This window comes from Janthinobacterium sp. SUN137 (genome assembly GCF_030587265.1).
Taxonomy (GTDB): Bacteria; Pseudomonadota; Gammaproteobacteria; order Burkholderiales; family Burkholderiaceae_D; genus Janthinobacterium; species Janthinobacterium kumbetense.
In genome coordinates, this window is sequence record NZ_JAPWHZ010000002.1 from 259,645 (window position 1) to 281,698 (window position 22,054).

Sequence of the window (22,054 nt, forward strand, 5' to 3'; positions counted from 1 at the left end):
TCAATAAAAACATCAGGACACTGCCATGAACCGCATCTACCGCTCCATCTGGAACCAGGCCACCGGCGCCTACGCCGCCGTTTCCGAAAACGTCAAATCCGCCGGCAAGCGCTCGATGCCGGGCAGCAGCGGGGGCGGCGCGCATTTCGCCCTGACCGGCATGGCGGCGGCGCTGATGCTCGGTTATGGCTCCCTGGCCCTGGCGGGGCCGGCGGGCGGCACGGTGGTGGCGGGCCAGGCTTCCATCAATGGTACGCCGGGCAATACCGTGATCCAGCAGGGCAGCCAGCATGCCGTCATCAACTGGGCCAGTTTCAATATCGGCAAGGGCGAATCGGTGCAGTTCCAGCAGCCCAACAGCAATGCGGTGGCCCTGAACCGCGTGCTGGGCAGCGACGGCACGACCATCCTGGGCAAGCTGTCGGCCAATGGCAAGGTGTTCATCGTCAACCCGAACGGCGTGCTGTTCGGCCACGGCGCGTCCGTGAACACGGCCGGCCTGGTGGCTTCCACGCTGGATATCAGCAATGCCGACTTCATGGCGGGCAAGTACCAGTTTTCCGGCAATGGCAGCGGTAAAGTCTTGAACCAGGGCAACATCAGCGCACCGGGCGGCTATGTGGCCTTGCTGGGCGCGAACGTATCGAACGAAGGCACGATCCAGGCACGCCTGGGCTCGGTGGCCCTGGCGGCGGGCAGGGCCATCACGCTGGACGTGGCGGGCGATGGCTTGCTGAACGTGGCGGTGGACCGGGGCGCCGTGGGCGCGCTCGTGAACAACGGCGGCTTGATCCAGGCCGATGGCGGCAGCGTCGTCCTGACGGCGCAGGCGGCGGGCGACTTGCTGAAAACCGTCGTCAACAACACGGGCGTGATCGAGGCGCACAGCATCGACACGCGCGGCGGCAAGATCAAGTTGCTGGGCGACATGCAAAGCGGCACGGTGAACGCGGCCGGCACCCTGGACGCCAGCGCGCCTGCGGGCGGCAATGGCGGCTTCATCGACACCTCGGCCGCGCACGTGAAGATCGACGATGGTCTGAAGGTGAGCACGGCCGCGACGAAGGGCGCGACGGGCATGTGGCTGATCGATCCGACCGATTTCACAATCGCGGCATCGGGCGGCAACCAGACCGGTGCGTTTTACAGCAATGCGCTCAAGTCCAGCAATGTCACCATTGCAACGGTCGCCAGCGGCGGCGCGGCAGGCGATATCCATGTCAACGACACGATCAGCTGGTCGGCCAACAAGCTGACCTTGACGGCGCACAATAATATCAATATCAATGCGCCGCTGCGCGGTGCCGGCACGGCCAGCCTCGCGCTCGAGTATGGCCAGCGCGGTGTGGCCGCCGGCAACCTGTCCACCTACAACGTGAAGGCGGAAGTGGACTTGCCATCGGGTAATAACTTCAGCACCAGGCAGGGCACGGATGGCGCAGTGATCAGCTATACGGTGATCAACAGCGCAGGTGCGGCTGGCAGCCTGAGCGCAGCCGATTTGCAGGGCATGAATGCCAACCTGGGAGGCAACTATGCGCTGGGCCGCCATATCGACGCCAGTGCCACGCTCAACTGGGGCGGTGGCACGGGCTTCGTGCCTATCGGTGGCGCAGGCACGCCATTCACGGGCAGGCTTGACGGCCTTGGCCATGACGTCACGGGATTGTCCCTCACCCGGCTGACGGACTATGCCGATGTCGGCATGTTCGGCGCCATCGGCGCGTCGGGGGTGGTGCGCAACCTCAATCTGGTCAATACCCGGATACAGGCGCCGGAAGGCAAGTACGGGCAGATCCGGATGGGCATGCTGGCGGCAAGAAACGCGGGCTTGATCGATAACGTCAGTGCGTACGGCGAGCTGAAGCTGACAGGGTCGATTTATGCAGGGGGCCTGGTGGGCGTGAATAGCGGCGTGGTCAACAATAGCCGCAGCAGCGGCAGTATCGAACACACTCCCAATTACGGTGGCGGAGCTGCCGGGCTGGTTGCCCAAAATGAACGTGGCGGCAGCGTCAGCAACAGTAGCAGCAGCATGAAAGTGACCGTTGTCAAGGGCAGGGCCGGCGGGCTGGTGCTTGAAAACGCTGGCGCCATCGCGAAGAGCTTTGCCACGGGCGACGTCGCGGGCGATACCTTTACGGGCGGCCTGGCGGCATTCACGTCCGGCAATATCAGCGACAGCTATGCGACGGGCAGCGTGACCAGCAATTCCATCGCCGGGGGATTGGCTGGCCGCATGAGCGGGACGATCAGCAACAGCTATGCGACAGGCAATGTCTATTCTTCCGGCGATGCGCAGTCCGAGCAAGGCTTTGGGGGCCTCGTCGGTGACGTTTATGCGGGCAGGATCAGCAACAGCTATGCCACCGGCAGCGTCAATGCGGGCAACTATGCGGGCGGCATCGTCGGCCGGAACCAGGGGATTGTGGACAATGTCTATTCCGTCGGCGCGGTCAATGCGCAGCACGACAACCGGGGCGGCATCGTTGGCTACAATGATTCCAGCGGCAACGTGAGCAATGCCTATTACAACAGCAGCGCCAACCACGGCCTGACGGGCCTGGGCCAAGGCAATGGCAGAACGAGCAATATCGTCGGCTTGACGGACCTTGCGATGGGTGATCCTGCAAGTTATCCAACATTCAATTTCACGACGACGGCTGGCGCCACGGGCAACAATTGGGTGACGGTGGGATCGAACGGCGGCATGAACGGCAAGGGCGGCACCTTGCCGATGTTCAGCGGCGAGTACTCGACCACCATCAATTCCGCGCACCAGCTGCAGCTGATGGCGATGGACAAGGCGGCTGCCTATACCCTGGGCAGCAGCTTCAGCGCGGGGGCGACGGCCGGCGGCGATATCTGGGGCGGCAAAGGCTTCGTGCCTGTCGGTGACGCCGCGTCGCCGTTCACGGGGAGCCTCAATGGCGCCGGCCACATCATTTCCGACTTGCGCATCTTCCGGCAGGGGAGCGCTGCAATCGGCCTGATCGGCAGTCTCGGCAAAAATGGCAGTATCTCGGATCTGGGCTTGAGCGACGCCCGGATCACCGGCGGCAGCGATGTGGGCGCGCTCGCCGGCGCGAATGCGGGCAAAATCAGCGGCAGTTTCGTTACCGGCAATGTCACGGGCGATGCGCAGGTCGGCGCCCTCGTGGGCAGCAATACGGGTGAAATTGTCGACAGTTACGCGTTGGGCAGCGCGACGGGCGGCGTGAATGTGGGCGGCCTGGCTGGCGACAGCCGCGGCGGCAGCATCCGTAACAGCTATGCGGCCGTTGCCGTCAGCGGCGCAGCGGGGCTGGGCGGGCTGGCAGGCGGCGCCTCCGCCGCCGATGCCACGGGCAGTTACTGGGATACGCAGATCAGCGGGCAGGCGGGCAGCCAGGGCGGCACGGGCTTGAGTTCGGCCGATTTGAAAAAACTGGCCAACTATAACGGCAGCAACGGCGCGGGCAGCCCGGCGTGGGACTTGAACAATACCTGGGTGATTTACGAAGGACAGAGCACGCCATTGCTGCGTTCCTTCCTGACGCCTCTGGTGGTGACGGTGTCGCATAGCAGCAAGGTCTATGATGGCCTCGCCAGCGATCCGGTCACCGTAAGCTATTCCAGGGTGGTCGATCCTTCCCTGCTGCAAGGCTCGTTGACATATGATAATGCGTCCGGTAGCCCGGTCAATGCCGGCAACTATGTGGTGCGGGCCAGCGGCGTGTATTCCACGGCCCAGAATGGCTACCTGATTAGCTATGTCGATGGCGGCGTGACCATTACGCCGCGCCAGATCAGCCTGAATGGCGTTTCGGCGGGCAACAAGGTATATGACGGCAACACCTCTGCCGTATTGGCTGGCGGTAGCCTCAGTGGCGTGCTGGGCGATGACGTGGCCAAGCTGAGCTTTTTGCTGTCCGGCTCGTATGCCAGCAAGAATGTCGGCAACAATCTCGCCATTACGGCCAGCGCCACGCTGGGCGGCAGTGCGGCCGGCAACTACACGCTGGCGCCAATCGGCGACTTCAGCGGCGCGATCACCAAAGCCACCATCAGCAGCGTGACGGGCATCAAGGCCGATGACAAGGTGTATGACGGCGGCCTGGGGGCCAGCCTGAGCGGCGCTTCCGCGGTCTTGCACGGCATGGTGAGCGGCGACAGTCTTGCCGTGGTCACTGCCAGAGGCAATTTCGCGGACAAGAATGCGGGCAGCGGCAAAACGGTGTATGTCAGCGATATCGTGCTGGCTGGCGCCGACAGCGGCAACTATATCCTGGCCGCCACGGACGCCGTCATCACGGGCACCATCCGGCCCAAGGCGCTGACGCTCGGCGGCGTCGCCGCGCAAGATAAAGTCTACGATGGCAATGCCGACGCGCGCGTGACGGGCGGCACATTGAGCGGTTTCGTCGGCTCGGAAAACGTGATCTTGTCTGGCCTGAGCGGCTATTTTTCGGACAAGAACGCCGGCAACGGCAAGGCCGTGACGGTGGGCGCCGTGCTGGCCAGCGATACGGGGCTGGCCAGCAACTACACGGTGGCCAACCCGGACGGCTTGACGGCCAGCATCACGCCCAAGGCCCTGACGGTGACGGGCGCGGTGGCGGGCGACAAGGTCTATGACGGCACGCGCCTGGCCAGCGTCAGCGGCGGGGTTCTGTCCGGCCTGGTCGAAGGCGAACGCCTGGGCATCGCCGGGATGGCGGCCAGCTTCGGCGACCAGAACGCGGGCAAGGCCAAGGCGGTGACGGTGACGGGCACGACCCTGGCCGACACGGCCAGCGGCTTGGCCAGCAATTACACGGTAGCCGACCCGAGCGGATTGACGGCCAGCATCACGCCCAAGGCCCTGACGGTGACGGGCGCGGTGGCGCTCGACAAGGTCTACGATGGCACGCGCCTGGCCAGCATCAGCGGCGGCGTACTGTCCGGCCTGGTTGAAGGCGAGCGCCTGGACATCGCCGGGATGACGGCCAGCTTCGGCGACAAGAACGCGGGCAAGGCCAAGGCGGTGACGGTGACGGGCACGGCCCTGGTCGACACGGCCAGCGGCTTGGCCGGCAATTACACGGTGACCGATCCGAACGGCCTGACGGCCAGCATCACGCCCAAAGCCTTGACGGTGACGGGGGCGGCGGCGCTCGACAAGGTCTACGACGGCACGCGCCAGGCCAGCGTCAGCGGCGGCGTGCTGTCCGGCCTGGTCGAAGGCGAACGCCTGGGCGTGACCGGGATGACGGCCAGCTTCGGCGACAAGAACGCGGGCAAGGCCAAGGCGGTGACGGTGACGGGCACGGCCCTGGCCGACACGGCCAGCGGCTTGGCCGGCAATTACACGGTGGCCGACCCGAACGGCTTGACGGCCAGCATCACGCCGGCGGCGCTGACGGTGGGTATCACGGGTGTCAACAAGGTTTACGATGCGAGCGTCGCTGCCAGCGTGAACTGGCGCGACGACCGTCTTGCCGGCGACCAACTGAGCATCAGCAGCAATGCTGCCCAGTTTGCCGACAAGAATGCGGGACAGGGCAAGACGGTGCGCGTGGATGGCATACGCTTGAGCGGGCTGGACGCCGGCAATTATGTGGTCAACACGGCGGCGTCGGCGCGGGCCGATATTACGCAGGCGAAATTGACCGTGACGGTGAACAATGCCGAGAAAGACCAGGGGCGCCCTAATCCTGTCTTTGACGTCGGCTATGCGGGCTTGCTGGCAGGCGATAGCGTGGCATCGGAACTGCGCGGCGAACTGCTGTTCAGTACGGAGGCTGGTGCGGGTTCGCCGGCCGGCAACTACAAGGTTGCCGCCGCAGGGCAGACGTCGAACAACTATGTGATCGGCTATGTGGCCGGCAGCTTGAAGGTGAAGCCGGCCGAAGCCTTGCGCAATGCGGTGACGGCAGCGGCCGCTTCCGTCGCCGCCGTGCCGTTGGCGGGCAATATGGTGGTTGCGGAGCATGCCCATGGCGGCAAAGCGGCGGCCGGCCCTGACGCGCCTGTCGTGGCCAGCGTGGCCGGCCAGGCATCCCGCCAGGTGCTGCCGGGCTTGCAATTGAGCGTGCTCGACGGCGGCATCCTGTTGCCGGCCGGCATTGCCAGCGGCCCGGCCATGCCGTAACAGCCAGGGCCGTGCTTGCCCCGGCTAGCCGGCCCGTGCGGCAGCCTCCCTGGCAGGCGGCTGCAGATCCGTATTGGCTTCGAACAGGGCCGTGATCCAGCCCGCAAACGCCTGCAGCTTGGGCGTGGCCAGCCGGCCTTGCGGCGTCAGCAGCGACATGGGCATCGGCGTCGGCGGGTGATCCGCCAGCACGGCCACCAGGGCGCCGCTGTCGAGGTGCGCGCGCACCTGGTACACGGCCGCCTGCGCCAGTCCCAGTCCCTGCAGCGCGCAAGCGACGCTGGCGTCGGCATCGTTGACGGCGATGGGGCCGGCCATCTGTACACGCACGACCTCCTTGCCTTGCAGGAAATCCCAGTCGAAGGCGCGTCCCGTGCGGCCCGAGTAATGCATGATGCCCTGGTGCGCGGCCAGGTCCGCCAGGGTCTGCGGCGTGCCGTGCCGCGCTAGGTAGGCGGGCGAGGCGCACGTGACGAAGCGCATCAGGCCGATCTGTTTGCCGATGAAGGCGGAATCCTGCAAGGTGCCCACGCGCAAGGCGCAATCGATGCCTTCCTGCGTCAGGTCGACCAGGCGGTCAGTCAGGCTCAGCTGCAGTTGCACGTCCGGCCAGGCGGCGTGGAATTGCGCGATATGGGGCATGACGAGGCGCCTGCCCACCGTGTTGGGCAGGTTGATGCGCAGCAAGCCACGGGGTTTTTTCGCGTCCGGACCGCGGAACGCCAGTTCCGCCGTGTCGACGGCTTTCAAAATTTCGAGGCAATGGCGGAAATACTCGGCCCCTTCCGGCGTCAGGGACAAACGGCGCGTGGTGCGCTGCAGCAGTTGCGTGCCCAGGTAGGCTTCCAGCTTTTGCAGGGTGGCCGTCAGCGCGGCGCGCGGCAAATTCAAGGTTTCGGCCGCCTTGGAAAAACTGTTGGCCTCGACGATGCGCACGAAGGTCTGCATGGCCTTGATCTTGTCCATGGGATAGCCTGTCCTTGTATTGTTCATCTTATGTGAAAAGTGTAGGCCGATTATGCCCTAATTATCTTTGCCCCGGTTTTGCCTAGAATGGCCACATCCCTACCGAACCGAGGAAACAACATGAACAAGGCCTCACCTTCTGCTCCCCACGACATTGCGCCCGCCATGGTGCTGCTGCTGGCCGTCGCTTCCGGCCTGATCGTCGCCAATCTGTATTACGCGCAAACCCTCGTCGGGCCCATCAGCGCCTCCACGGGCCTGTCGGCCAAGGCGGCCGGGCTGATCGTTACCCTGACGCAAGTCGGCTATACCCTGGGCCTGCTGTTTGTCGTGCCCCTGGGCGACTTGCTGGAAAACCGCCGCCTGATCGTCACTGCCTTGCTGGTGACGGCCACGGCCCTGGTGGCGGCGGCCCTTTCCACGGGTGCCATCGTGTTCCTGGCAGCCGCGCTGGCCATCGGCCTCGGGTCCGTGGCGGCGCAAGTGATCGTGCCGTTTGCCGCCCACCTGTCGCAGGAAGCGACGCGGGGGCAGACGGTGGGCAAGGTGGTCAGCGGCCTGTTGCTGGGCATCATGCTGGCCCGTCCCGTGGCCTCGCTGGTGGCGGCCCATGCGAGCTGGCACGTGGTGTTTGGCGGCGCCGCCGTGCTGATGGTCTTGCTGGCGCTGGTGCTGCGCCGCGCCTTGCCCGTGCGTCAGCCCGTGTCGAGCATGCGCTATCCGGCTTTGATGGCCTCGCTGTGGCATTTGCTGCTGGGCACGCCCGTGCTGCGCCGCCGCGCCGCCTATCATGCTGGCCTGTTCGGCGCCTTCAGCCTGTTCTGGACCGTCACGCCGCTGGTGCTGTCCAGCCCCGCGTTCGGCCTGTCGCAAACGGGCATCGCCATCTTCGCCCTGGTGGGCATGGCGGGCGCCGTCGCTTCACCCATCGCCGGCCGCCTGGCCGATGCGGGCCACACCTTGCCCGCCACGGCCGCCGCGCTGGCGCTGGGCGTCGTCGCGTTTGCCTTGCCGATGCTGGCGCCGGAGTCGAGCCACGTGGCGCTGGGCTTGCTGGTGGTCGCTTCCATCGTGCTCGACATGGGCGTGGCGGCGAATCTGGTGCTGGGCCAGCGCGCCATCTTCAGCCTGGGCGCGGAAGTGCGGGGCCGCCTGAACGGCCTGTATTTCGCCCTGTTCTTCGCCGGCGGTGCAGCCGGCTCGGCCATCGGCGCCTGGGTGTATGCCAGCTATGGCTGGCAAGCGACCTTGCTGACCGGCATGGCGTTTCCGGGCCTGGCCCTGCTGGTATGGCTGGGAGAATTTCTGCCGCTGGCCGCGCGCCGCACGGCTTGAAACCCTGATGGCGGCTCGTTATCACTGGTGGCTATTTCTATCATCATGAAGATAAAGTGGCGTGATATGCCGCGATGCCGCAAGATGCACTTGTCTCCTCTATCTCCTCCAAGGAAATAGATTCAGCCCGCTTCCGTAGCGGGCTTTTTTTTGGCCTGTTTATCTGGATGCCTGGCCATGGGCATCGCAAAAACCATAGCGCCGTGGATTTTCGCACCAGCCGGCTTCCTTCCTTGGCTCGGCCAGCGGGTTGCAATGGATGGTGCGAAAATCTGTGGGAAGATATGATTTTAATATGTCATCCGAAATCTTCCGAGTGGGAAATTTGTTCTTCTTTGGCGGCGGTGGGAAAGTGGCCGCAATGGCGCGGTCCGCTACGTTATCAATGAAGAGCACAGTTTCTCCCTCCCGGGCTTGGCACATGTGATTTTGCGTGAAGTCATATCTTTCAGCAGCCTTGATCATGAAAAGTTGCCCTTTGTTTGACGTTCCCTGGATTATGGCCAGCGCTGCCGAAAAACTTCCAATAAAGCCGGCAAGAGAAATTGCAAAAAAGAACAGTGTTCGCATGGCTTCTTTTTTGAAATTGTAAATAAACAAGAGGGAAAGAAAAATAAATTCAAATATGATCGCCAGTGCGGCAAAGGCAAAGGCGCTCAACGAGAAGGCCGATATCAGGGTGGCGAGGCCGAAAGAAAAGGGCATGTAGGACGGTGGGAATGGGAAGTTGGCAGAAAAGAATTCAACTGCTCCCAGGCGCGAAAAAATAATACAGGCTGAAACGACCAGGGAAAGCAGTACTTTTGCCAGCAGGCTTTTAAAAATACTTTTCAGCGATAGCAATACCCACGCGATAGCGACGATGCCGCTCGCAAAAATACCTGTCAGCGCCATCTGGACGAAGATGTAATTGACATAGTCATCCGTTTCCGGAGTGTTCAGATGTGAGGCCAAAAAGGAAAAACTTATCAATGTTGCAATGAAAAAAATGGACAGCAGGATCATGGTTCTTGGCTTGGCATATCTTTTTGAAATATTTTTGCCAATTTTTTCTATGCCAGGATGTACTTCTTCTATGATGCTTTTTATGCCGTCCTTATTTTCATGCAATGCCATGTAGATAAAAATGATGCCCAGTGGCGGAGTGCAAAATAGCGTCATCAGGAGCAGAAATAAAAATGATATTATTTTGACTGCCTTCATTATTGTGATTTCTTGCATTTCAGCTGAACCATTGTTGGATGTTGAATGGGGATTTTCCAAGGAAATATAGCACGCAGTATTTCTCATGGCTTGGCCAGCGTGGTGTCTGAGTGGGGAACTATATTGACCGCACATTCTCCGGAGACGGCGGAACCTGGGCGATCAACGGTTCGCTGTGTATGTGGCGGAGAATGGGCGAGCGATGGGGGATGACTATTCTGGCTATCACAATTCCACTCATCGCCTATCTTGGGCCGCTTTGGCGGCATACGGGATTTGGCCTCTTTTCGTCGCAGGCCAGCTGTCTATGGCAGCTGCGCGGCAAGGCTTAAATGACCACCAGATCGAGCGCACGCATGAAGTTCGCCGCCTGCGCATGCGTGATGACGGCGCCTTTCAGCAAGGACGCTTCGCTCAATTTGAACCCGTCGATATCGGCGCCGCGCAAGTCCGCGCCCTGGAACTTCGCCAGTTTGATGGTGGCGTTGCGCAGGCTGCCCCCTTCGAAGACGGCGTCGCGGAAGTCGCAGCCGGCCAGGTAGGCGTCGGAAAAGTCCAGCTGCTTTAATATTGCCTTGCGGAACGAGAAGCCGCGCAGGTCGGCGCCCACCAGCAGGCTGTCTTCGAAGGTGAGGCCCAGGTGGGCCACTTCCTCGAACGAGGCGCCCGTCAGCTTGCAGCCGCGGTAGGTGGCCGAGGCCAGCTTGGCGCGCCGCCATTTTGTGTTGTTCAGGTCGCAGCCTTCAAACGTGGCGTCGACGGCATCGACGGATTCGAAATCGGCGCTGCCCGCGCGGCAGCGGCGCCAGGTGCTGCGCGCCAGTTTGCTGGCGAACAAATTGGTTTCGGCAAAGGTGCAGCGCTCGAAGGTACAGCCCTGCAAATCGAGGCGCGACAAGTCTTCGCCGTCGAATGCACAATCGATGAAGTGGCGCACGGGCAGGGCCAGCTGCTGCTCGATGCCGGCGCGGTCCAGGGTCATGTTGCTTACTGCGGTGTCGTGTGTTGCCATCTGTTTTTATTCCTAATCAAAGCAGGGGAGGGATGGCGCGGCGGGAAAATGCACGAACCAGAACACCTCCCCGGCTGGTGTAACAGCCAAGGGTCAGCGCCGTGGGTCCGCGTGGGCGGGAGCATGCCGGACGGTGCCGGGCACTTACCGGGTTACCAACCGGTGCGCTCATTTTCGATCAGCGCGTATTGTAGCTTGTCCGAATCGGCCTTGCCAGTTCTTGCGAAGCCGGGTTAGTATCGTTGCAGGCGCAGCCACTGCGCCAACGTCGCTCGGACGGATCCGGGCGCTTACGTACAGAGATAACCATGACCGACAGCCAAGCTCCGCGCAGCTTTTCGCGCATCAATCGCCTTCCCCCCTACGTTTTCAATATCACCGCCGAACTCAAGATGGCCGCGCGCCGCCGTGGCGAGGACATCATCGACATGTCGATGGGCAATCCCGATGGCGCCACGCCGGCCCACATCGTGGACAAGCTGGTCGAGACGGTGAAACGCCCCGATACGCACGGCTATTCCGCCTCCAAAGGCATTCCGCGGCTGCGCCGCGCGATTGCCCACTGGTACAAGAAGCGCTACGAGGTCGACATCGACCCGGACAGCGAAGCCATCGTCACCATCGGCTCGAAAGAGGGCCTGGCGCACCTGATGCTGGCGACGCTGGACCGTGGCGACACGGTGCTGGTGCCCAATCCCAGCTACCCGATCCACATTTGGGGCGCCGTCATCGCGGGCGCCGATATCCGCTCCGTGCGCATGGGGCCGGGCGTGGATTTCTTTGCCGAACTGGAACGGGCCATCCGCGAAAGCTACCCGAAACCGAAGATGATGGTGCTGGGCTTCCCGTCCAACCCCACGGCGCAGTGCGTGGAGCTGGAATTCTTCGAACGGGTCGTGGCGCTGGCGAAACAGCACAATATCCTGGTGGTGCATGACCTGGCGTATGCCGACATCACCTTCGACGGCTGGAAGGCGCCGTCCATCATGCAGGTGCCGGGCGCGCGCGACGTGGCCGTGGAATTCTTTACCATGTCGAAAAGCTACAACATGGCGGGCTGGCGCATCGGCTTCATGGTGGGCAATGCGGAACTGGTGGCGGCCTTGGCGCGCATCAAGAGCTACCACGACTACGGCAGTTTTACGCCGGTGCAAGTGGCGGCCATCGCCGCGCTGGAAGGCGACCAAAGTTGCGTGACGGACATCTGCGCCCAGTACCAGCGCCGCCGCGACGTGCTGGTGAAAGGCTTGCATGAGGCAGGCTGGATGGTGGAAAAACCGAAGGCTTCGATGTATATCTGGGCGCATATCCCGCAAGCGTATCGCCACCTGGGTTCGCTGGAATTTGCCAAGCTGCTGCTGCAAAAAGCCAAGGTGAGCGTGTCGCCCGGCATCGGTTTCGGCGAATACGGCGATGAATACGTGCGCTTTGCCCTGATCGAAAACGAGGCGCGCGTCCGGCAAGCTTTGCGCGGCATCAAGAATATGTTGCGTTCCGGCGACGCAAAAACGGAAACGGCAACGTAAAAGTTGCCGTATGGAATTGTCTGTTGCCCCTAATATCACTGCCGCGTATTTCTGACATCACGAATATAAAGTGGTTTTATATGCTGCAACGCGGCATCATTCATTTGTCTCCTCTATCTCCTCCAAGGAAATAGATTCAGCCCGCTCCCGCAGCGGGCTTTTTTTTGCCTGTCGTTCCGCGCGGCTATGCGTCGCCGGCACCTGTAAACCGCCGTACCGCCACCTCCCACTGCTGCATCAGGCTGGCCGCCTGGTCGCGGCCGATGGCGGGCAGAAACGTCCTGTCGGCGCGCCAGTGCGTTGCCAGCTCGTCGACGCCACGGTACTGGCCGATGGCCAGGCCCGCCAGGTAGGCCGCGCCCAGGGCCGTCGTTTCGATCACTTGCGGGCGCACGACGGGGATGCCCAGCAAGTCGGCCTGGAATTGCAGCAGCAGGTTGTTGGCGCAGGCGCCGCCGTCCACGCGTAGCTCGGTGATGGGCGCTTGCGCGTCGCGCGTCATCGCGCCCAGCAGGGCGGCGCTCTGGAAGGCGATCGCTTCGAGCGCGGCGCGGGCGATGTGGCCCACCGTGCTGCCCCGGCTCAAGCCCAGGATGGCGCCTTTCGCCGAGGGCACCCAGTACGGTGCGCCCAGGCCTGTAAACGAGGGCACGAAGACCACGCCGCCGGAATCGGGCACGGAGGCGGCCAGGCCTTCCGCTTCGCCCGCGTGGCCGATGGCGCCCAGGCCGTCGCGCAGCCACTGCACCACGGCGCCGCCGATGAAGACGCTGCCTTCGAGGGCATACGCGGGCTGCGCGCCCACCTGGCAGGCGGCCGTGCTGATCAAGCCATGCTGCGATTGCGCGCACTGCTCGCCCGTGTTGAGCAGCAAGAAGCAGCCCGTGCCATAGGTATTCTTGGCCATGCCCGGCGTGAAACAGGTCTGGCCGAACAGCGCCGCCTGCTGGTCGCCGGCGATGCCGCCGATGATGACGGGGCTGCCCAGCACCGCCGCATCCGTTTCGCCATACACGTGGCTCGAAGGGTGGACGGTCGGCAGCAGGCTGGCGGGAATGCCCAGCCAGTCGAGCAGCTGGGCATCCCAGCAGCCTTCGTGCAGGTTCCATAGCATGGTGCGCGAAGCGTTGGTGACGTCGCTCACGTGCAGCCGGCCGCCCGTCATCTGCCATGCGAGCCAGGTATCGATGGTGCCGAAGGCCAGTTCGCCGCGCATGGCCCGCGCGCGGACGCCGGGCACGGCGTCGAGTATCCAGCGCAGCTTGGTGCCGGAAAAATACGGGTCGAGCACCAGGCCCGTCTTCGCATGGATGGCGCCGGCCAGACCCCGCGCGCGCAAGTCCTCGCACAGCGCTTCCGTGCGGCGGTCTTGCCAGACGATGGCGTTGTAGACAGGCTCGCCCGTGGCGCGGTCCCATACCACCGTCGTTTCGCGCTGGTTGGTGATGCCCAGCGCACCGAGGGCATCGGCCTGCAAGCCCGTCTTGGCCAGCACTTCGCGGCAGGTAGCCAGCTGGCTGTGCCAGATTTCCATCGGGTCGTGCTCGATCCAGCCCGGCTGCGGGAAGATCTGGCGAAATTCGCGCTGCGCCACGGCGACGATGGCGCCCGTTTCATCGAAGACCATGCTGCGAGAGCTGGAGGTGCCCTGGTCGAGGGCCAGCAAATACGTCATGCCGCCACCTCTTGCGCAGGATGGGCGGCCAGCCACTGCTGCAGGCGCGCCACGTCGGCCGGCGCGCAGCGCAAACCCAGTTTGCTGCGGCGCCACAGGATGTCGTCGCTGCTCCTGGCCCATTCCACTTCGACCAGATAGCACGCTTCGGCCTCGTACAGGCCGGGCGCCAGTTGCGCGCCCAGGTCGGCCATCGACGTGGCGCCCGTCAGCAGGCGCGCGGCGCGGCTGCCATAGGCGCGCGCGTAGCGGCGCGCCAGCGCGGGCGGCAGCCAGGCGTGGTCGCGCTGGAAGCGCGCGAGGAAACCGTCGAAATCATGGCTGTCCACGAGTTGATTCATCTGCTGCAGGTCGCCGCCGGGCAGGGGCGCATGGGCCGTCCAGGCCGGGGAAGCATTGTCCAGCAGGGGCGCCAGCAGGCCCAGCGCCTCTTCGGCCAGCTTGCGGTAGGTGGTGATCTTGCCGCCCCAGATATTGAGCAGGGGCGCGCCCGTCGCCGCTGCGCCGCGCGCCACTTCCAGCAGGTAGTCGCGCGTGACGGCCGACGCGTTTTGCGCGCTGTCGTCGAGCAGGGGGCGCACGCCGGAGTACGTCCACACGACGTCGGCGGGGCCGATTTCGCGCTTGAAATAGCGGTTCGCCGCCTGGCACAGGTAATCGATCTCCGCCTGGCTGATCTTCACCTGGCTCACGTCCCCCTTGTATTCCTCGTCGGTGGTGCCGATCAGGGTAAAGTCATCCTGGTAGGGGATGGCGAAGATGATGCGCTGGTCCGGGTTCTGGAAGATGTAGGCGTTCGGATGGTCGAACAGGCGCGGCACGATGATGTGGCTGCCCTTGATCAGGCGCAACCCCTGCGTCTTGCCGCCGCCGGCCGCGCCTGCAAATTGCGCCGTCCACGGTCCCGCCGCGTTGACGATGGCGCGCGCGCGCAAGGTCTTGCGCTGGCCCCCCTCGGCTTGCAGGGTGGCGTGCCAGGCGTCGCCGTCGCGGCGCGCGTCGACGCAGGCCGTGCGCGTGAGGATATGCGCGCCGTGTTCCTGCGCGTCGAGCGCGTTGAGCACCACCAGGCGCGCATCGTCGACCCAGCCGTCGGAATACACGAAGCCCCTGCGGTAACCGGCCTTCAGCGGCGCGCCCGCCGCATGGCGGTCCAGCGCAATGCCTTGCGAGGCGGGCAGGAAGGCCCGTTTGGCCAGGTGATCGTACAGGAACAGGCCCGCGCGTATCATCCAGGCGGGGCGCTGGGCGGCGTCGTGCGGCATGACGAAGCGCATCGGCCACATGATGTGCGGCGCGGCGCGCAGCAGCACTTCGCGTTCCTGCAGCGCCTTGCGCACCAGCTTGAATTCATAGTATTCGAGGTAGCGCAGGCCGCCGTGTATCAGCTTGGTGGAAGCGGACGAGGTGTGCTGCGCCAGGTCGTGCTGTTCGCACAGCACCACGCGCAAGCCGCGGCCGGCCGCGTCGCGCGCGATGCCGGCGCCATTGATGCCGCCGCCGACGACCAGCAGGTCGCAGTCGGCGGGCAGGGAGGAAAAGCGGGAAGCGGACATGGAAGGTTCGTCTCGTAAAAAAGGGTAAACAGTGAAAAGGCGCCGCCTCAGGCGGCCAGGGCCAGCACGGGCGGCAGCACCAGGGCCAGGCCGGCGATCAGCAGCAGCACGAAGACGGCGCGGCGCACGTGCTCGATGGGCAGGCGGGAAGGGTGGCGGCGGGCCAGCCACGTCAGCCCCGTCACCAGCGGCAAGGCTTCCAGGGTCAGCCACAGGGCCGTCAGGCTGAACTGGCCGTGCGCCAGCACGAGGGCCAGGCGCAGCACGGCATTCGCGGCAAACAGCACGATCAGCGAATGGCGGATCATGTCGGCCGGCCATGGCTGGCGGTACAGGTGGTACACCATGGGCGGACCGGCGCTGGCGAACAGGCCGCCCATCACGCCGGACACGCCGCTGAAGAACAGGAAGGCGGGCAGGCCGGATTGCCGCCGGCGCGCGCTGGCGCGCAGCACCAGCATGCATGCGCAGACGACGATGGCGCAGCCGAGCAGGAAGCGCAGCAGGGTCACCTGTTGCGCGCTGAACCAGCCCAACAGGGCCACGCCCGCGCCCACGCCCAGCAGGCTGACGGCCAGCGAAGGGCCGAACACGGGCCAGGCCAGCTGCGGGCGCGTGCGGCCAAAGGTGATGGCCGCATTCACCAGCACCAGCACGCTGACCACGTTGGCCACGTCGCCCAGGCTGGCCAGGTGCAGCACGGCCGTCAGGCCCAGCAGGATCAGGCCGAAAGCAAAGCCCGTCAGGTTCTGCGCGACGCTGGCCAGCGCCACGCAGGCCAGGAACAGCAGATGCGACGCCACGCTCATGCCAGGCTCATTTCGCCAGCGACAGGAAGAAATCCTGCTGTGCGCAACCGCGCCGCACGAAGACGGGCGGCTGGCCCAGGGGGGCGTCGACTTCCACGCGCTGGCCGCCTTCGAAGACGGCGCCGCTCCACAGGTGGATCCAGGCGTCGCCCTGCGGCAGGTAGGCGCTCCAGCGCGCAGCGCCCGCCGCATGCACAGGCGCCACCAGCAGGTCGGGGCCGAACAGGTATTGATCCTGGATGGCGTAGGTGGCGCGGTCGTGTTCATAGTGCAGGAACAGGGGGCGCTGCAGCGGCAGGCCGCGCGCCACGGCATCTTCGGCCAGCGCGCGGATGGTGGGCGCCAGCGCCACGTGCAGCCGCGTCATGCGGGCGAAGTGCTGGAACACCTGTTCATCCTGGTAAAACTGGAAGTTTTCGTCCGGGCGGTTGCCTTCGTGCGTGCGCATCATCGACGTGAAAACAGCCATCTCCGTCCAGCGCTGGAACAGTTCCGCCGTGCGCAGGTTGCCGAACAGGCTGGTATAGCCGCCGATGTCGCTGTGGTGGTAGGCGTTGCCCAGAAGGCCGGACGACAGGGCGCCGCAGATCACCGTCTGCAAGCCGTCGTGGCGGCTGAAGTCGACCGACTGGTCGCCGGCCCACAGCAGCGGGCAGTACGCCTGCACGCCCGTGTAGCCGGCGCGCATGAAGAAGGTGGCCTCGCCCGTCTTGCCGGCTGCCTCAATCGCGCGCGCATTGACTTCGGCCCACAGGGTCGGCCAGGCGTTGTGCATCAGGCGCGCATCGACGCCATTGTGCAGGCGCAGGTCGATCGGCAGGTATTCGCCGAAATCGGCCATCCAGCCGGACAGGCCGAAGTCGAGCATTTCCTGGCGCAGGATGCGTTCCTCGAACCACAGCGCGGCGGCCGGGTTGGTGAAGTCGACGACGCCGCAATCGAATTCGCCGAAGTCCACCAGGTAGGCGCCGCCATCGGTGGCCGTGGCCAAAAAGCCCTGCTGCAGCGCTTCCTGGTACAGGGTGCCGTCGTTGCATAAATACGGATTGACGTAGCCGAGGAAGCGGATGTCCTGCCTGGCCAGGTCCGCGATCCAGTTTTTCAGGTCCGGATAGCGCTGCGGCTGCCAGCGCCAGTCCCAGAACAGGCGCTTGCCGAACGACGTCTGGCGCAAGCCCACCCAGTCTTCGCACCACAGGGCGCTGACGGGCAAGCCGCGTTCCTGCGCCTGCGCGAGGATGGTGCGCGCATGCTCTTCGCCGCCTTTCAGGCCCAGCATGGCGCCATTTTGCAGCCAGGCAGGCAATTGCGGCTGGCGGCCGAAGCGTTGCGAGACGACGCCGACCAGGTCGACGAAGGAGTCGGCCAGCATGAATTCCAGGCGCTCGGGCATGGCCCAGAATTGCAGCTCGTGGAAGTCGGGCTGGCGGAAATCGAAGTCCGCATACGCCGTCGTCTCGGCATGCAGGCAGTAGCGCTGCGACGAGATGAAGCTCGGTTGCGGATAATTCGTGTGGTAATAGTCGCCGCCCGACTTCGACGTCACGTCCGCCTGCCACGTCAAATGGGTCGACTTGTCGCGGCCCACGCCCGGCTCGGACGTCCACAGGGGGAAGTGGCGGCCGCGCAGGTTGAAGTACGACATCTGCTCGCCGCAGCCCCACACATGCTCGTCCTGTTCCGCGGGCAGGCGCAGCCACAGCCGGTTCCAGCCCGGCGCCGCGTAGCGCACCACCAGGTGCACGCCATGCGGCGCCGCTTGCACGGCCAGCACCAACTGCGGCGTGTCGCCCGCATGGCGCGCGAAGCTCAGGGTGGCGCCGTCGCCGTCCTGCGTGACGGCCAGCGCGCGCAGGGCGCTGCGCTCCTCGACGTAATCCTCGATTTCGAAGTTACCACGGTACATTTCCATGCTTTCGCGGCCCTGGCCGACGAACACGCATGGCGCATCGGCGCCGTGGCGCAGCAGCAAGCGGCCGGCGCAGCGCAGGGCGACGTTGTCATTTTCCTGGTGTAGTGTGTACTGCATGACGATCAACTCCTGTGAAAACCGGCCGCCCGCATGGTGGGCGTGGGGCGGGCCGGCGGTGCATCAACAAATAAGCACTGAATTAAAAGACGAGGAACATGCCGGCGGTCAGCTCGACGGGGCTGTAGCCGAAGTAGTTATTGTCCCCCCGGAACTGCAATACGCCCAGCTTGGCATGGCTGTTGTTGGCGATGCGCGTGGCGTACGCGTAGAACGACAGGGTCGGCTGGAAGTTGTACAGGTAGCCCAGCGAGTAGGCCGTCGACGTGGGTTTGCCCACGCCATCGCCCGTGTTGGTGCCGAAAGCGCCTTTGGCGTTGGCGCCGTCATAGCTGATGTGCGCCAGGCTGCCCTCGATGCGGTGTTTGCCGAGGTCGTAGGCGCCCGAGACGCCAAAGGCGTCGGCCGCATAGCCGCCCGCGTTCGACACGCGGTAGGAGGTGTAGGAGCCGCCCAAGGTGAAATCGTTCCACTTGTAGCGCGCGCCGACGATGTCCGTGACCTGGTTGCGCTTGAGGAAGTTCGGCGTGCCGCCCGTGCTGATGTCGTTGCTCTGCTGGTAATCCATGTGCGCGTAGCCGAGGAACAGGTCGCCCTTCTTGTACAGCACGTTGGCGGCCCAGCTGCGGCCATCGTTTTCCAGGTCGGTGGCGGAAGACGCTTGCTGGCCGGCCGAATACGACACTTCCGCAGAAATGTTGTTCCAGGTGGGGCTGCGGTAGCGCAGCGCATTGCCGTAGAACAAGGCCGTGCCCGAGTTGTTGCCGGCCAAACTCGTCGTCTTGCTGGCGTTGTTTGTCACGGGGTCCTTCAGGTAGCGGCCCAGGGATTCGGGGCGCGTGAGCGAGAACAGGGCGCTGAAGTCGTTGGCGCCGTAATTGTGCGCCGAGGCCAGGTCGGCGCCCAGCGAGACCCAGAACGGCGCCATGTACATGGTGCCGCCTTCGATCGAGCCCCAGGTGGTCGAGGCAAAGCCGACGGTGGAGCCCCGGTTGAACAGCACGGATGAGGTGGTGTTGTTTTGCGTGCCGCCGCCAGCATTGCCGTTGAACAAGTTCAAGCCCGTCTCGACGCCGAAGATGGCCTTGTACTCGTCGCTGAAGACCCAGGCGCCCGTGAGGCCCAGGCGGCTGGCCATCTCGCCCTGGTTCAGGCGGTGGTTGGTCAGCTGGCGCCCGCTGGCATCCTTGCCGCGCGACACCGTATAGCCGATGTCGCCACGGCCGTACAGTTTCCAGTTGAAGCCGGTGGCGGGCTGCATGGGGGCCGCCGCCGACGTTGCCGGTGCGGCCGCCATCGTCGCTGGTGCGGGCTGGGCCGCTTTCGCTTCCATCTGCGCCACCCTGTCCTGCAACTGTGCCAGCATGGCCTTCATGTCGCTGAGTTCATCAGCGCGTGCGTTAGCGCTAACAAATGGCGCCGCGAGAAGCACGCCGGTGATGGCCGCGGCCAGGGTGGTCTTGCGGAATGTCGTTTGCATGATCTTGTCTCCTGTGTTTTTTATGAGTATGGTTGCTGATCCCTGCCTTGCTTACATTGAAATAATCAAATTCCTCCCATGCACAAGTATTTGATATCGAGGAAGTCGTCCATGCCGTAGTGCGAGCCTTCGCGGCCCATGCCCGAATGCTTGACGCCGCCGAACGGCGCCATTTCATTGGCGATCATGCCCGTGTTGATGCCGACCATGCCCACTTCCAGTTCTTCCGCCACGCGCCAGACACGGCCCAGGTCGCGGCTGTAGAAATAGCCGGCCAGGCCGAACTGCGTGGCGTTGGCCATGGCGACGACTTCCTCTTCGCTGCCGAAGCGGAACAGCGGCGCCAGCGGGGCGAAGGTTTCCTCGGTGGCCACCAGCATGTCGCTGTTCGCTTCCAGCACCACGCTGGGCTCGAAAAAGCTGCCGCCCAGCGCGTGGCGCTTGCCGCCGATGGCCAGCTTGCCGCCCTTGGCCAGCGCGTCGGCGATGTGCTGCTCGATCTTGCGCACGGCGTTTTCATCGATCAGCGGGCCTTGCGTGACGCCCGCGTCCAGGCCATTGCCCAGTTTCAGCTCGGCCACCTTGGCCACCAGGCGGGCGGCGAAGTCGTCGTAGATGCTGTCCTGCACGTAGATGCGGTTGGCGCAGACGCAGGTCTGGCCGCTGTTGCGGTATTTCGACATCAGCACGCCTTCGACGGCCGCGTCGATGTCGGCATCCTCGAAGACGATGAAGGGCGCGTTGCCGCCCAATTCCAGCGACAGCTTCTTGATCGTGCCGGCCGCCTCGCGCGACAGCCAGGCGCCCACTTCGGTCGACCCCGTAAACGTGATCTTGCGCACCAGGTCGTTGTGGCACAGTTCCGTGCCGATGGCCTGCGCCGCGCCCGTCACCACATTGAAGACGCCAGGCGGCACGCCGGCCCGCAGCGCCAGTTCGCCCAGGGCCAGGGCCGACAGCGGCGTTTGCGACGCCGGCTTCAAGACCATGCTGCAGCCGGCCGCTAGGGCCGGGCCGGCCTTGCGCGTGATCATGCCGTTCGGGAAATTCCACGGCGTGATGGCCGCGCACACGCCAATCGGCTGCTTGATGACGACGATGCGCTTGTCGTTCGACGGCGGCGCGATGACGTCGCCATACGCGCGCTTGCCTTCCTCGGCGAACCATTCCAGGTAGGCCGCGTTCGAAACGATCTCGCCCTTGGCTTCGGCCAGCGACTTGCCCTGTTCCGTGGTGAGTATCAGCGCCAGGTCGTCCGCGTGCTGCAAAATCAAGGCATGCCAGGCGCGCAGTACCGTGGCGCGCGCCTTGACGGTCTGCTTGCGCCACAGCCGGAAGGCCGCATGCGAGGCGGCGATGGCGCGCCGCGTCTCGGCCGCGCCCATGCGCGGCACGGTGGCGATCACTTCGCCGGTGGCGGGATTGGTGACGGCGATGGTGGCGCCGTCATCGGCGTCGCACCAGGCGCCGTCGATCAGACATTGCTGTTTCAACAGGCTTGCGTCTTGCAGGTTCAACATGAGGATTCTCCTTGAATGGGGGCTTAGCCAGCTACAGATACTTGCGCGAGGCCGGCATCGACGATGATGTTCTGTCCCGTGATGCCGTCCGAATCGTCGGCTGCCAGGAACAGGGCCGTGCGCGCCACGTGGCCCGCGTCGAGCCGGTATTTCAGGCATTGCAGTTCGATGAAGCGGCGGTCTTCTTCCGGGTCGCGCCACAGCGCGGCCTGGCGGTCCGTGGCGATGGCGCCCGGCGCGATGGCGTTGACGCGGATATTCTGTTCGCCCAGCTCGCGCGCCAGGGTGCGCGACAGGCCCGCGATGCCCGCCTTGGACGTGGTGTAGCCGACCAGGTTGGGGCGTCCGCGCATCCATGAAATGGAGCCGAGGTTGATGATGGAACCGCCGCCGGCGGCGGCCATGCCGGGCGCCACCTGCTGGATGGCGAACACGTGGTGCTTGAGGTTCAGTGCCAGGCAGTTGTCCCAGTACTCGGGCGTCAGTTCGGCCAGCGAATGGCGGTCGTCGCGGCCCGCGTTATTGAGCAGCACGCGGATGGCGCCGAAGCGCGCCTCGACGTCGGCCAGGCTGGCCTGGTAGGCGGCGATGTCGCGGATGTCGCTGTAGACGAAACAGGGCGCATGGCGGCACAGGGGCGCCAGGCGCGCGGCCAGGGCGGCGCTGGCGTCGCGGTCGATGTCGCAAAAAGCCACTTGCGCGCCTTGCAGGGCGAAGTGTTCGACCAGGGCGGCGCCGATGCCGGAGCCGCCGCCGGAAACGAAGACCACGCGGTCCTGCAGGCTGGGGTAGAGAGTGATGTTGGCGTTCATGCTGTCCTCAGGGTGAAGA

Annotated in this window: 13 protein-coding genes; 3 read left to right on the forward strand and 10 right to left on the reverse strand. The window is 64.6% G+C overall.

Annotation, left to right across the window (positions count from 1 at the left end; all coding sequences use genetic code 11):
* The first annotated feature begins 25 nt into the window (after positions 1-25).
* Positions 26-6,112 (forward strand): YDG domain-containing protein, encoded by a 6,087-nt coding sequence (locus tag O3298_RS09220; RefSeq protein WP_305059084.1) that lies wholly within the window; start codon positions 26-28, stop codon positions 6,110-6,112.
* Between the two features lie 24 nt (positions 6,113-6,136).
* Here the strand turns inward: O3298_RS09220 and O3298_RS09225 are convergent, their stop codons facing one another.
* On the reverse strand, positions 6,137-7,078 hold the full coding sequence (locus tag O3298_RS09225; protein ID WP_305059085.1) for a LysR family transcriptional regulator: 942 nt from the start codon (positions 7,076-7,078) through the stop codon (positions 6,137-6,139).
* A 120-nt stretch (positions 7,079-7,198) separates the two neighbouring features.
* Between O3298_RS09225 and O3298_RS09230 the strand changes: the two genes are divergently transcribed.
* Complete coding sequence (locus O3298_RS09230; RefSeq protein ID WP_305059087.1) at positions 7,199-8,413, forward strand: MFS transporter; 1,215 nt, start codon at positions 7,199-7,201, stop codon at positions 8,411-8,413.
* A gap of 159 nt (positions 8,414-8,572) precedes the next feature.
* Here O3298_RS09230 and O3298_RS09235 read toward each other — a convergent pair whose 3' ends face one another.
* Complete coding sequence (locus tag O3298_RS09235; protein ID WP_305059088.1) at positions 8,573-9,616, reverse strand: hypothetical protein; 1,044 nt, start codon at positions 9,614-9,616, stop codon at positions 8,573-8,575.
* Positions 9,617-9,944: 328 nt separating this feature from the next.
* Positions 9,945-10,628 (reverse strand): pentapeptide repeat-containing protein, encoded by a 684-nt coding sequence (locus O3298_RS09240; protein WP_289910522.1) that lies wholly within the window; start codon positions 10,626-10,628, stop codon positions 9,945-9,947.
* Positions 10,629-10,936: 308 nt separating this feature from the next.
* Here O3298_RS09240 and alaC point away from each other — a divergent pair, with 308 nt between their 5' ends.
* Positions 10,937-12,154: an alanine transaminase gene (gene alaC, locus O3298_RS09245; RefSeq protein ID WP_305059089.1), complete on the forward strand. Its 1,218-nt coding sequence runs from the start codon at positions 10,937-10,939 to the stop codon at positions 12,152-12,154.
* A gap of 184 nt (positions 12,155-12,338) precedes the next feature.
* Here alaC and glpK read toward each other — a convergent pair whose 3' ends face one another.
* The 7 genes from glpK to O3298_RS09280 form a co-directional block, all read right to left on the reverse strand.
* Positions 12,339-13,829, reverse strand: coding sequence for a glycerol kinase GlpK (gene glpK, locus O3298_RS09250; protein WP_305059090.1), 1,491 nt, complete (start codon positions 13,827-13,829; stop codon positions 12,339-12,341).
* Positions 13,826-15,385, reverse strand: coding sequence for a glycerol-3-phosphate dehydrogenase (gene glpD, locus O3298_RS09255; RefSeq protein WP_305059091.1), 1,560 nt, complete (start codon positions 15,383-15,385; stop codon positions 13,826-13,828). The genes glpK and glpD overlap by 4 nt, the downstream gene beginning before the upstream one ends.
* Positions 15,386-15,432: 47 nt before the next feature.
* Positions 15,433-16,194, reverse strand: a complete 762-nt coding sequence (locus O3298_RS09260) for a TSUP family transporter (RefSeq protein WP_305059092.1) — start codon at positions 16,192-16,194, stop codon at positions 15,433-15,435.
* Positions 16,195-16,201: 7 nt separating this feature from the next.
* Positions 16,202-18,223, reverse strand: a complete 2,022-nt coding sequence (locus O3298_RS09265; protein WP_305059093.1) for an alpha-glucosidase — start codon at positions 18,221-18,223, stop codon at positions 16,202-16,204.
* An 82-nt stretch (positions 18,224-18,305) separates the two neighbouring features.
* On the reverse strand, positions 18,306-19,703 hold the full coding sequence (locus O3298_RS09270; RefSeq protein ID WP_305059094.1) for a porin: 1,398 nt from the start codon (positions 19,701-19,703) through the stop codon (positions 18,306-18,308).
* Positions 19,704-19,768: 65 nt separating this feature from the next.
* Entirely contained in the window at positions 19,769-21,223 is a 1,455-nt protein-coding gene (locus O3298_RS09275; protein WP_289910515.1) for an NAD-dependent succinate-semialdehyde dehydrogenase, read from the reverse strand.
* A 23-nt stretch (positions 21,224-21,246) separates the two neighbouring features.
* Positions 21,247-22,035 (reverse strand): SDR family NAD(P)-dependent oxidoreductase, encoded by a 789-nt coding sequence (locus O3298_RS09280; protein ID WP_289914293.1) that lies wholly within the window; start codon positions 22,033-22,035, stop codon positions 21,247-21,249.
* Positions 22,036-22,054 lie beyond the last annotated feature (19 nt).